Here is a 13,825-nt window from a genome sequence, read left to right on the forward strand (position 1 = left end):
GATACATTAAAAAATACTTCCATTTCATAAAACGGAACAACATAATAAATAGGGTTTTAACAGCAAGACATTCATTTAACTTCTTTTTTTATCGGACAATAATGGTTACTTTTATAAAAATTATTCAGGCTAGCCTACCACCAAAAAAAATGAAATGAAATTAACCAACCTGTTTTTCACACTGCTGATCGTATTTACTAATACCAGTTTTAAACCGGTACCCGCGCAAACGATTGTACCAACACCTGTTCAAAAACCTAGGGAATTGTATCAACTCAAAACCTATATTTTCAAGACAGAACAACAAGAACAAACAACTGACAAGTACCTAAAAGAAGCTTATTTGCCGGGATTAAAAAAACTAGGAATCAAAAATATTGGGGTGTTCAAGTTAAAACCAAACGCCACAGATACCTTAAAAAAAATTGTGGTACTGATTCCGTTTTCCACTTTGGAACAATTCCTTGCACTTGACGAAAAACTAGCTAAAGACAAAACCTACTTAACTGCGGGAGCAGCCTATTTGAATGCGGTTTACAATGAACCTTCATACTTGAGAATAGAATCCGTTTTGTTACAGGCTTTTTCAGACCATCCTTTCCTGACAAAACCCGCTTTGAACAGCACAAGATCCAGTCGTGTATACGAATTGAGAAGCTATGAATCAGCCACAGAAGCAATTTACGCCAACAAAGTAGCCATGTTTAACGGAGGAGGAGAAATAAAACTCTTTGATCGATTAGGTTTTAATCCTGTTTTTTATGGCGAAGTGATCTCTGGTCCCAAAATGCCAAACCTTATGTACCTCACTACTTTCGCAGATCAAACAAGCCGAGAAGCACATTGGAAATCTTTTGTAGATTCACCGGAATGGAAAGCCCTAATTGCCATGGAAAAATATAAAAATAATATTTCCCACATCGACATCACTTTTTTGTATCCAACTGAATATTCTGATTATTAGTTTTGCTTCTGGAAATCTAGCAAAACCAACTACAGGTAGTTTTCTTTTAATCCTACATAGAAACCAAAAAAAAATAAAATACCTCTCTTATTTTCTGTTGGAATTTGGTTTAATGTTCAGAGGTCTTTCCTTTATGAAAACGGCTATGAAAACTCAGGTACAAGACCTAAAAACGGTTAATGAGCCTTAAATTTATATCAAAAATTTAATGCCATATTTTTTTGATTTTATACTAACTTTCCTTTTTTTAATTTTGAACTTTGTTTACTTATTCCATTTGTACTTGAAATTGCAATTCTGATTTAAATTGGTTATTTTTAGCCACAAAATAAAACCACTTTTGAAAAAATATTTAAAGAAAAGTTTAAAAATTTTCCTTTGGATAATAGGATCCCTACTTCTATTGTTCTTAGTCTTGGTTGTGGCCATCCAAATTATGTCTGTTCAAAATTATGTCAAAGAAAAAGCAGTAACCTATCTGGAAGGAAAAATCAAAACTAAAGTTACTATTGACCGAATAGAAATTGGATTTCCAAAAAAAATAATGCTGCAAGGTGTTTATTTTGAAGATCAAAAAAAAGACACCCTTTTTGCCGGAGAAAAACTAGCTGTAGATATTAGTCTTTTTCAATTGATGAATAATAAAGTCGAAATTAATTCCGTTCAGCTCGAAGGCATCACCACTAATTTGAGTCGGGATTCAAAAGCAGTTTTTAATTTTGATTATATCCTGAATGCATTTGCCTCGTCAGAGGAACAAAAGAGCGATTCGCCACCCATGCAATTCTCTGTATCCGAAATTAAGCTCGACCGAATCCAGTTAACGTATTCCGATGCGATTACCAAAAATTATCTATCTACCAATCTAAATCACTTTGAAACGAAAATTAAAACTTTCGATTTAGAACAAATGAATTTCGAAATTCCAAAGGCTAAAATCAATGGACTACACTTTAAATTAAAGCAAGGTTTGGTTCAGAAATCCGCTGCTAAAGAAGTTCCCACAGGAAATACACCGGAACCCGTTTTCAAATTAAAACTAGGAGAAATTGATTTTGCAAAAATTGATTTTGATTACCAAAGTGAGGGAACAAAGTTATCTACTGCTTTTTATTTGAAAAAACTAGTAGCTAAAATTGACCGGTTGGATATCAATAACAAATTTGCACTCCTCGAAAGTATTGAATTATCGGGTCTAAAAGGAGCTTTGGCTTTTGGTAAATCAGAACCCGTTAAAACTAAAAAAAATCCTGCTTCGGAAGAAGGCAATAACTGGCAAATCAAAATCAAGAATACGGAAATCAAGCGAGTAGATTTTAGGTATGACAACAACAATGTTGCGGCTGTTGCCAAAGGCATGGATTACAACCATTTGCATCTTACTAACTTAAACCTGCAAATTGATGCCATAAATTACGGCTCAACTAACATATCCGGAGTAGTTAATTCCTTAAGCGTTAAAGATCATAGTGGTTTGAATATCCAATCCTTCAACGCAGAATTTTACTATGGCAAAAAGAATGCGTTTCTCAAAAAACTGTATTTAAAAACACCGCAGACAGAATTGAGAAATGAAATCAGAATTGGATATCCATCTCTTGCCGCTTTGGCTGATACTCCGGGAGAATTGGGTCTGATTGCTTACTTAAAAAAAAGCAAATTGGGTGTCAAAGATGTGCTGCTCTTTGTACCAACTTTAGCAAATACAGACCCATTTAAGAGTAATCCCAATGCCATCTTGCTAATCAACGGTGACATAACCGGGAAATTGAGTGCTATCACATTCCCATCTATGGAGATTAGCGGCATTGGTACTACAAAAGTAGCAGCAAGCGGCAGCATAGTAGGTTTGCCAGATGTAAATAAAGCCTATTTTGACTTGAATATCAAAAACTTACAATCAGGATCCAAAGATTTTATTGATTTTTTACCCAATGGAACAATCCCAAATTCGATCCTGCTGCCTCCGCAGTTCAATGCCAAAGGAACGTTTAAAGGAACCATTGCTAATTTCAATACGAACCTGAATCTGTCAAGTAGTTTTGGTTCTGCCAAGATCAAAGCGGCGTTGAATCAAAACAGAAAAAATTACGAGAAATATGATATTCAAACCGAGTTTACAAATTTTGATTTGGGACGCTTTATCAAAAATGATTCTATTGGAAAAATCACTCTGAAAGGAACCCTAAAAGGAACTGGATTTGATCCAAAAACAGCCAATGCCTCTTTGAATGGCAACATTCTAAAAGCAAATTACAACAAATACACCTATCAAAATTTAAGCTTAAAAGGAAACGTTCGCAACGGAAATTTCAATGCTACTGCCTACGCAAAAGATCCTAATTTAACGTTTGATTTAGTGAGTAACGGAAGCTTTAGAGACAAATATCCTACCGGAAAATTAAAACTGAATGTGGATATTGCTGATTTAGAAAAACTAAATCTCCATGCAGGACCACTAAAAATAAGAGGCGTTGTAGATGCTGACATTCAATCCGCAAATTTAGATTATCTCAACGGAAGTGTAAGTGCAAACCGCATAAGCATCACTAATGCAACAGAACAATTTGAGATAGACTCGATCACTCTTGTTGCAATATCTACTGCTCAAAAGAATACATTATTGCTGCGTTCGTCGCTTGCAAATGCAGAAATAAAAGGAAAATACACGCTGTCTAAAGTTGCTACAGCACTAACAAACTCGATTGCTAAATATTATGACAAGAATCCTACTGCTAAAAAAACAGTGGTAGGAAAGCAACAATTTGCTTTTCAAATTGGTATCAAAGACAGTCCTCTTTTAATAAAATTAATTCCTAGCATAAAAAGCCTGGAACCCATTAGCATCAGCGGAAGATACAACTCTGTCAACGACTCAATTGTTCTTAATGGCGCTGTTCCAAAATTAATTTATGGAGAAAACACGATAACCAATGTAATTTTCAAACTAGACACACAAGCAAATGCACTTGTTTACAGCTTAATTATAGACGACATTCAAAACAAACAAATTCAGCTCCCACATACGAGTATTACAGGTAAAGTAGCGCAAAATATCCTGGATTACACCTTACAGCTGAAGGATGCAAAAGACGCAGAACGATATGGCATAAGCGGAACACTAAAAGCGGTAAACGGAAATAACGAAGTTCGTCTAGATCCCGCTAAACTACTGCTGAATTATGAATCTTGGACAATAGCGGATGCTAATTTGATTCGGTTTGGCAAAAAAGGAATTTACGCAGATAATTTCGAATTAAACAAGAACGGCAGCACCATTCGCATTCAATCACAGTCTGAAACTCCTAATGCGCCGATCACTATTGATTTCAAAGATTTTGACATTAAAACGATTACGAGTTTTGTGGAGAAAAAGGATTTACAACTGAGTGGTAAGATCAATGGAAACGCAGTGGTGAAAAACACAACCACATCGCCCGTTTTTACTTCGGATTTAAATATTGAAAATTTTACGTTCAAAAAAGATACCATTGGAACTATCAGTGTAAAAGTAAATAATGCCATTTCCAACCAATACGATGCTGTTGTTGCTATTACAGGTCAGGGAAACCAAGTCAAATTAGAAGGAAACTATAAAATAAACAACAGTAGTTTTGATATGAGTCTGGATATTGAAAAGCTGAATTTAAAAAGCATTCAAGGTTTTACGTTGAATAATATCACTGAAAGCACCGGTTTTTTGAATGGGAATTTTAAAATCACTGGGAATACCAGCCAGCCCAAAGTAATTGGAGAATTACAATTCAATGAAATTGGTTTCAAAGCCACGCCGCTCAATTCTAAATTTAAGTCGTTAAATGATAAAATTATCTTTACTGAAAACGCTATTGTTTTTGATAATTTCATTATCAATGATGAGAGAGACAATGATTTAGCCATCAACGGAAAAATTGACAGTGCCAATTTTAGTAATTTTGGGTTCGATTTAGCCCTGGATGCGGATAACTTCAAAGCGGTCAATTCTAAAGCGAAAGACAATGATTTGTATTATGGAGAGCTGTACTTAGACAACCATTTAAAAATAACAGGAAATTTAGACAATCCTATTGTCGAAGGAACCATACGTATTAATAAAGAGACTAAATTCACTATTGTTTTGCCCCAATCAGATCCTTCAATAGCTGATAGGGAAGGAATTGTAGAATTTATTGACCAAGACAATCCAAAATTAATGGAGACCATTGTTCTGGAAGAATTCAGCAGTGAATCCACTATAAAAGGGGTTAACGCATCCGTAAACATTGAGGTAAACAAAGAAGCTGAATTATCAATGGTAATTGACAAAGCCAACGGGGATTTCTTGAAATTAAAAGGCGAAGCGCAATTAAACGGAGGAATTGATCCTTCAGGAAAAACAACGCTGACCGGACGCTATGAATTGTCCGAAGGGAGTTATGAAATGAACTTTAACGCCATCAAAAGGAAATTTGACATCAAAAAAGGCAGCTACATTCTATGGACAGGAGAGCCCACAACTGCTGACATTAATATAACTGCAATTTATAAAACAGAAGCGGCTCCAATTGATTTAGTAAATGACCAATTAGGAAGTGTTACCACCGAAGTGAGAAATACCTACAAACAAAAAATCCCTTTTGAAACCGCATTAAAAATGAATGGTGCTTTGCTCAAACCCACTATTTCATTTGATATAGTTTTGCCGGAGGGGAACAATAGTGTTTCAACAGAGATTATAAATACCACTCAGGCTAAACTGACCCAATTGCGTCAGCAACCTGATGAGCTGAACAAACAGGTTTTTGCCTTACTGCTCTTGAATCGTTTTATTGGAGAAAACCCATTTGCAAGTCAATCCGGCGGAGCAACCGTTTCCTCACTGGCCAGAGAAAGTGCCAGTAAAATTTTATCCCAACAACTGAACAACCTCGCCGGTGATTTAATTCAAGGAGTAGAGCTGAATTTTGATCTGAATACGTCCGATGATTATACTACCGGGCAACGCGAGAACAAAACAGATCTGAATGTAGGCATTTCAAAAAAATTGCTGAACGACCGATTGAAAGTTACTGTTGGCAGCAGCTTTGGGATTGAAGGGCCCCAGCAAGCCAATCAAAATACCAATAATATTGCCGGCAATGTTTCCTTAGATTATCAACTCTCAAGAGATGGAAGGTATAAAATGAGAGCCTACCGCATAAACAAATACCAAGTGGCGCTGCAAGGGGAAGTCGTCGAGACTGGAATTGCCTTTATAATCACTTTAGATTATAATAAATTCAAAGAATTATTTACAAAAAGTGAGGCGAAGAAAGCAAAGCAAAAAAATAAATAAAAGTTTTTTTACCATTAAGAAATTAGACCAATTGATTTTCCTTAATAAAAACCTAATCTCTTAGTGGTTTAATTTTTTTTAATAAATAATAAAATTAATGAACAATAACCATTTAGTATCTTTTCTTTTCTTTGCAATGTTGGCTTCATCGTGCAGCAACACTCGCTTTTTGCCAGAAGGAGAGCTACTGTATACCGGTGCTAAAGTAACCGTAGAAGGAAAAGAAACCTCTAAAAAAGGAAACAAAGCATTAAAAACCGCTCTTGGAGAAGTGGTAAGACCAAAACCCAATTCCTCGATTTTAGGATTGAGGCCTAAGCTATACATTTATAACTTGGCTGGGACGCCAAAGAAAGAAAAAGGATGGCGCTACTGGTTAAAAACTAAAGTAGGCGAAGCCCCTGTTTTATACAGTCAGGTAGACTTAGAATACAACAAAAACGTTTTACAAAATTTCACAGAAAACAATGGCTATTTCAATACAAAAACAGCGGCTGATTCAACACGACACGGAAAAAAAGCAACTGCAGAATATCTTGTAAAACCCGCAAAACAATACAAAATCAGAGCCGTCAAATTCCCTGTAGACTCCGCAGTGATTTCAAGTGCCGTGCGCAATACCAGACGTAGAAGTTTGTTAAAAAAAGAAGAAGGATACAGCCTAAATACCATCAAAGAAGAAAGAATCAGAATCGATTCCAGGCTAAAAGAAAAAGGATTCTTTTATTTTAATCCTGATTATTTAAAAGTACAAGTAGACTCAACGGTTGCAGATCATCAGGTCGATCTTATTGTAAAGATAAAAGAGGAAGCTCCTAAACTAGCCGAAACTCCGTACAAAATTAATAAAATTATTGTATATCCAAACTATTCTATTAGTTCTGACAGTTTAAAAATCAGTATCGATACCATTACAAAATATAATGATTTAACCATTATAGATCCAGAAAATTTATTCAAACCAAGGATTTTTGATCGGGCTTTATATTTTAAAAAAGGGGATCTATACAACCGTAGCGACCATAATTTATCATTGAACCGATTGGTAAACCTAGGTACTTTCAAATTTGTGAAAAATCAGTTTAAGGTTTCTGATACACTCGGAAATTATTTAGATGCCTATTATTACCTGACGCCATTGCCTAAAAAATCGCTTCGGATGGAATTATTGGCCAAAACAAATTCTGCTAATTACACCGGAACCGAACTCAATTTAAACTGGAGCAATCGCAATGCGTTCCGGGGTGCTGAATTATTGACAATCTCAGCTTTTGGGGGTGTAGAAGTGCAAGTTTCCGGACAAAATAATGGTTTCAATGTGTACAGAGTTGGTACCGAAGCTAATTTAATTTGGCCCCGATTTGTATCCCCTTTTAAGCTAAACCCGTCAAGTGGTTTTGTTCCAAAGACAAAAGCAACATTGGGATATGAATTTCAAAACAGAACCAATTTATATTCCCTACAAACATTCAAAGGTTCTTTTGGTTATTTATGGAAAGAAAACGAACGAAAAGAACACCTTTTAAATGTTACCGAAATCACATACGCCAGTCCGCAAAACATAACTAATTTGTACCATGAACAAATTGCAAACAACCCTTCTCTGGAGAAAGTGGTTGAGAAGCAATTACTATTTGGACCATCCTATTCCTATACGTACACTAATACTTTACAAACGAGAAAGAAAAACACTTTTTACTACAAAGCTAGCCTTGATCTGGTGGGAAATATAGCAGGATTAGTTTCAGGAGCAAATATTAGAAAAGGAGATACTATCAAATTATTTGATGTTCCGTTTAGTCAATTTATCAAAATAGAGCAAGATTTCAGACATTATTTGAAATTAGGAAAAGAGTCTCAATTAGCCAGCAGAATCATTGCAGGAGCCGGATTTACGTATGGAAATTCAAATGAAATGCCTTTTATCAAGCAGTTTTTCATTGGTGGGACCAATAGTTTGCGAGCCTTTAGAGCCCGTTCCTTGGGACCTGGAAGTTTTGATGGAGCTGCAGCTAACACCGGCACTTTTTTAGCGGATCAATCCGGTGATTTAAAACTAGAGTTTAATACCGAATACCGAACTAAAATATATGGACTGGTAAAAGGAGCTTTGTTTCTAGATGCCGGAAATATTTGGTTACTGAATGAAAATCCGGATAAACCGGGAGCAAAATTTTCCAAAAAATTCCTGAATGAACTGGCCGTTGGAGTTGGAGCCGGATTACGCTTTGATTTCTCTTTTCTAATTCTGAGAACAGATCTTGCTTTCCCGTTACGCAAACCGTATTTACCAAATGGAGATCGCTGGGTTTTAGATCAAATCAGTCTGGGAAATAGTGCCTGGAGAAAAGAAAATTTAGTTTTCAATCTAGCAATTGGTTATCCTTTTTAGAAAAACAATGAAACAAAAAAAGAGCTCGATACCTCGTGCTCTTTTTATGTAACCTATCTTGTACACTCTTTAATTGACTAAGAACAATGCATTGCTGAACAATAGATTTCCATTTTCCCAAAAACCTCTAAATAATGGATTATCTACCATATAAATTACAGATCCATCGCCTTTTTTATCAACTGCAAAGCTCACGGTATTGTTCAGTTTCTTTTTGATTTCATTACCTACAAAACCATAACTCTTATAATCTTTAGGAACATAAGCAACATTTATGGCTTTTTTCAATAGTGAATAATGTCTGTCATCCGTTTTTAGACTGAAATATGTATCGCCTAAACCAAAAGACATGGGATGTGTTTTATTCAATAGGTTTTCAATTATGGCTCCGGGAATCGATTTAGAAATATACCTGCGTTCTGAATCCTGAAAATCTAAGAAGCGTTCTTTTAGTTCCTCTTCTTCAGCGGCTTTCTCAGAGCTTAATTTGTCTTCTTCAGTTGCAAAAGGACTTAACGCATATCCTTCTTTTGCTTCAAAAAGGGTAAGCGCACTATTCATTGCAATCACTTTTCCACCGTTTTTAATCCATTCGCCAATTTTCTTTTGTTGGTCATCTGAAAAATCATAATATCCGTCTGCTAAAATCAGTGTGTTGTAGTTAAAAAGATTAAATCTATTGAAATTATTTACTTCAACCACACTCACCGGATATGCAATAGTTTCTTGCATATAATACCAAGCGGCACCAAACTCTGTAGAGCCCACCCCTTTTCCGGATAATAAAACTACTTTAGGCGCTTTCAATAAATTAAAATTTTCGCCGCCTACATCTTTAGAATTAGACGAAAAACCTGTAAGTATGTAATTATAATCGGTTTTTATTTTTACGAGTTCACTAATCGTTTTTTCAAAATCAGCCACTTTGGGATTATCCGCTTTGGTCACTAACAGTCCACCCGGCTCTACAATCACATCTCCAAAAATGGCTTTTTTCATCGCAGACCTCACTTTGATATTATTTTGGTGCAACAAAGACAACACCTGAGCTGAAATTCTGTTATTCCAAGGAATATGAAACGCATAAGCATTTTTAGGAACGATCTTTTCTTTCACTTCAATAGTTGCTTTAGTCTTTATGTCCAGACTATTTTTTAACGCATAACCTTCAACACCGTACGCCAAGGGCAAAGCCCAAGAGGTAATATCATACGATAAACTGTCATTCAACTTTTGGTCCGGTTCAAAAAGCACTTGTGCTAAAACAGCTTTTTGTTGATCTACTTTTACAATTAAATCATTGGGTTCAATAGTAAAACCTTTATCTGTTTTTGTATTGTAATTGAATCCGGATACTTTTTGACTGGCATCAGCGTAACTGAATTCTACATTATTTTTTTTCAACAAATCCGCCATTTGAACCAACTTCGGATTATTTTTCATCACATACATTTTATAATTTCCCTTCACTGTTTTTCGGGAATTATTCATAAAACCTCTGAAACCTTTCAGCAAAACATCCGCTTGTGCGGCGGCTGATTCTACAACCGTCAGGACTGCCGTAGCGTGATGTGTCAATCGGTCTTGTATCGTCAAGGTGATTCCGTTGCCCATAGTAACGGCTCTCCCCGCGCCTATTCCGCCTTGTTCCATCGTCATACCAACCGCGCCATTGTATGTAGGATACGTATCCCCATAACTTGGATAAAACAAATCAAAACGTTCACCGGTGTTATACATCCAGTTTTGAGCATCAAATTTTTTAGAAATATTTTTACCTAAAGTGTAGTGAAAATCTTTCTGGTATTTCTCAATATATTCGTGCAAAGGTTCCGCTGAGGGTGGAAAAAAATACGGAGAATCGTATCCCATTTCATGCACATCTGTATGAACTTGTGGCATCCATTGGTTGTACAACGCAATACGCTGTTGGGTTTCCGGTTGTGTTTGCCACGCCCAGTCTCTGTTTAAATCAAATATATAATGGTTGTATCTACCGCCCGGCCACACTTCCATGTGCTCTCTGTCTGACAATTCCGGATGCGTTTTTTTACCTGAAATTTCTCTTAACCAATTTCCGTATCTGGAATATCCATCCGGATTGATGCATGGATCCAGTATTACAATGGTATTCTCTAACCACTTTTTAGTATCGGCATTCGAAGGATTTACTAATTCGTACGCCACGGTCATAGCACTTTCGGTTCCGGCAAATTCATTTCCGTGCACATTAAAACTCAACCAAACAATTAATTTATCGCCAATCATTTGTGATTTATTTTCGGATAAACCAATGGCTGCCAAATTGTTATTCCTAATTTGTTCCAAATTAGCCAAATTCTCCGGGCTCGATATAAAGTATACATTCAAATCCCTTTGTTCCGGCGTTACACCATATTTCTGGTGTTTGATAAAAGTAGACTTTTCCGTAAGATGCTTAAAATAATTTTCAGTCTGATGGTAATAGGTTATTTGTTTTCCGTAATTGGGTATAAATTCAGAAGGACTTTGCACTTGCGAATGAACACTCAGCACCAAAGTTAGCAGTAGATAAAAAGAAAAAATAATCTTTTTCATATTGTTTTGGGTTAGTTAAGCTTCAAAAATAGCCATTTACAAAGTATTGCACAAGCTAAATTTTGGATTAAAGAAATATTGATTTTAACAAAGTATTAGTTTAGTTAAATCCTTTTTTTTTGAAGAATACTAACAATACAGCAATATTAATTATTAAAAAAACAATATTATTCTATTTTCAATTCGTATCCTTGCTACATTCTATTATATTTGCAGGTAACAAAAATTTACACTTAACATGGAAGAATGTATCTCCGTTTTTGATATGCTAAAAATTGGTGTTGGACCTTCGAGTTCACACACACTTGGGCCTTGGAGAGCTGCCGAACGCTTTCTTAGTGAATTGCGAAACGAAAATTTACTTCATGCGGTCAACAGGGTGAAAATAGATTTATACGGTTCCCTTTCCTTAACTGGCAAAGGACACGCCACGGATTTAGCCGTAATGCTGGGTTTGAGCGGACAAGATCCAGAATACATTCCCATAGAAAATATTGATGCAATTATCAAATCCATTGAATCAAAAAACAAAATCAACTTAGGAAACGAAAAGCCAATTGCTTTTTATTTCCTCCAAGACATCGTTTTTAATAAAAACTTCCTTCCCTTTCATGCCAATGGAATGACTTTCACAGCCTATATGACTGATGATCGTCAATACGTTTCTACCTTTTATTCTATTGGTGGCGGATTTGTAGTAAAAGAAGAACGCATCAACGCTAAAAAGAAAATTAAAATAAAATGTGCTTTTCCATATCCAATTGAGAAAGCGGCAGAACTACTGGATTATTGCATAAAAGAAAACAAATCGATATCGGAAATCATTTATGAAAACGAAAAATCAATGCGTTCCGAAGCCGTTATCGATCAGGAACTAATACGCATTTGGCACACGATGCTCGAATGCATGTACATTGGTTGTCATTCCGAAGGGATTCTTCCCGGCGGACTAAACGTGCGTCGCCGTGCTTTTGACATGCACCAAAAACTAATTGGTTTATCCAATTATAATTCCCCTCAAACCTGGCTTGAGGAGATCAGAAAAACAGAAGTGAAATTCCGCCAAATCCTGAAATGGGTTTCCTGTTTTGCCCTTGCGGTAAATGAAGTAAATGCCGCTTTAGGACGCGTGGTCACTGCCCCAACAAATGGAAGCGCAGGCGTAATTCCGGCCGTTTTAATGTATTATTTAGTGATTGAAAACCACAATGCAGGAGAAAAAGAAATCAAACAATTCCTGATGGTTGCCGGTGAAGTAGGCAGTATTTTCAAGAAAGGTTCTACCATTTCTGCGGCAATGGGCGGTTGTCAGGCCGAAATAGGCGTTTCATCTTCCATGGCTGCTGCCGCTTTATGCGAATTGATGGGCGGAACTCCTGCACAGGTTTTAATGGCTGCCGAAATTGCCATGGAACATCACTTGGGGTTGACCTGTGATCCTATTGGCGGTTTGGTTCAGATTCCGTGCATCGAAAGAAATACAATGGGTGCCATAAAAGCTATTAATGCCGCTGAGTTAGCCCTGGAAACCGATCCGAAAAATGCCAAAGTCCCTTTAGACAAAGTCGTGGACACGATGTGGCAAACCGCCAAAGACATGAACAACAAGTACAAAGAAACCTCCGAAGGCGGATTAGCCATCGCCGTGAATATGTCAGATTGTTAATTTACGTATTAAACAAAAAAACAATGAAAATCAATTGGGTAATAGTTGGACTTGTACTCTTCTTCGGAATTGCTTTGATAGTATTTCTCATCAGAAAAAATCAAAAAGACAAAAAGAAATACAAACAGTTCTTGAATAAAGATTTCAAAAAAACAACTGAAGAAGATTCTGACTGGAATGATGATACGCATTGATGAATATTTTAATCATTTTAGAAAAATTTAGAAATAAAATCCAATAACGTATTATTAAAAACAAAAACTGCTTGCAAACAGATCCGTAAAACGGTTACAACCAAAGGAAATTTCACTAGTACCATATTTTCTCTTTTAAACTTAAAATAATCCAGAAAAGCACCCTTTAAACACTTGGCAGATGGCGACTCGCTTAAATTATAATCGACTTTAACGAAAATTTACAACTATTAAGCAAGAAAATAGTGTAATTATGCAAAATGATTAAACAAATTCGACATACTCTTTTAACTCGATATTTTTGGGGTTTCATGTCGTTATACCTGCTGAACTGCTTTGTTGATTCCCCGGATGCGCAACCAAATTATTTACCTGAGGATCTGACCCACAATGATCTGGAAAGCATTATTGAAATAGTGGTTGAAAAAATATTAGGATTCGAAAATGCCATACCTGAATACGATGATAATGATACCAATCAAGATTTTGCTGCAAAAAGTGCTTTTTTTATAGATTTTTTTGTAGTACCAAACAGTGCAATTAGTCTTTATAAAAAATATTTATATTTAAAAAAGAGGAAATTAGCTGAACAAAATTCGATTCCTCCGACCCCGTATTTTGAAATACACACACCTCCCCCTGACATTTAATTTGTTATTTAGATCATTAATCCCTGCCTTATTTTCTCATGAAAACTAGGGTTGCAATTCGTATACTA

7 protein-coding genes are annotated in these 13,825 nt (G+C 36.0%); 6 read left to right on the plus strand and 1 reads right to left on the minus strand.

Annotated features, from left to right (window positions below):
- Window positions 1-154: 154 nt before the first annotated feature.
- The 3 genes from EKM01_RS06310 (at window position 155) to EKM01_RS06320 (ending at window position 8,670) form a co-directional block, all read left to right on the plus strand.
- Window positions 155-964 (plus strand): NIPSNAP family protein, encoded by an 810-nt coding sequence (locus tag EKM01_RS06310; RefSeq protein ID WP_126767448.1) that lies wholly within the window; start codon window positions 155-157, stop codon window positions 962-964.
- Window positions 965-1,304: 340 nt separating this feature from the next.
- Window positions 1,305-6,278, plus strand: coding sequence for a translocation/assembly module TamB (locus EKM01_RS06315; RefSeq protein ID WP_126767451.1), 4,974 nt, complete (start codon window positions 1,305-1,307; stop codon window positions 6,276-6,278).
- A 97-nt stretch (window positions 6,279-6,375) separates the two neighbouring features.
- Window positions 6,376-8,670, plus strand: coding sequence for a BamA/TamA family outer membrane protein (locus EKM01_RS06320; RefSeq protein WP_126767454.1), 2,295 nt, complete (start codon window positions 6,376-6,378; stop codon window positions 8,668-8,670).
- 69 nt (window positions 8,671-8,739) lie between these two features.
- Here the strand turns inward: EKM01_RS06320 and EKM01_RS06325 are convergent, their stop codons facing one another.
- Window positions 8,740-11,247: a M14 family zinc carboxypeptidase gene (locus EKM01_RS06325; protein ID WP_126767457.1), complete on the minus strand. Its 2,508-nt coding sequence runs from the start codon at window positions 11,245-11,247 to the stop codon at window positions 8,740-8,742.
- A 238-nt stretch (window positions 11,248-11,485) separates the two neighbouring features.
- Here EKM01_RS06325 and EKM01_RS06330 point away from each other — a divergent pair, with 238 nt between their 5' ends.
- The 3 genes from EKM01_RS06330 (at window position 11,486) to EKM01_RS06335 (ending at window position 13,757) form a co-directional block, all read left to right on the plus strand.
- Complete coding sequence (locus tag EKM01_RS06330; RefSeq protein ID WP_126767459.1) at window positions 11,486-12,913, plus strand: L-serine ammonia-lyase; 1,428 nt, start codon at window positions 11,486-11,488, stop codon at window positions 12,911-12,913.
- A gap of 23 nt (window positions 12,914-12,936) precedes the next feature.
- Window positions 12,937-13,107 (plus strand): hypothetical protein, encoded by a 171-nt coding sequence (locus EKM01_RS14655; RefSeq protein ID WP_197037241.1) that lies wholly within the window; start codon window positions 12,937-12,939, stop codon window positions 13,105-13,107.
- A gap of 260 nt (window positions 13,108-13,367) precedes the next feature.
- Window positions 13,368-13,757, plus strand: a complete 390-nt coding sequence (locus EKM01_RS06335; RefSeq protein ID WP_126767462.1) for a hypothetical protein — start codon at window positions 13,368-13,370, stop codon at window positions 13,755-13,757.
- Window positions 13,758-13,825 lie beyond the last annotated feature (68 nt).

The organism is Flavobacterium sp. RSP46 (genome assembly GCF_003984825.1).
In the GTDB taxonomy this organism is placed as follows: domain Bacteria; phylum Bacteroidota; class Bacteroidia; order Flavobacteriales; family Flavobacteriaceae; genus Flavobacterium.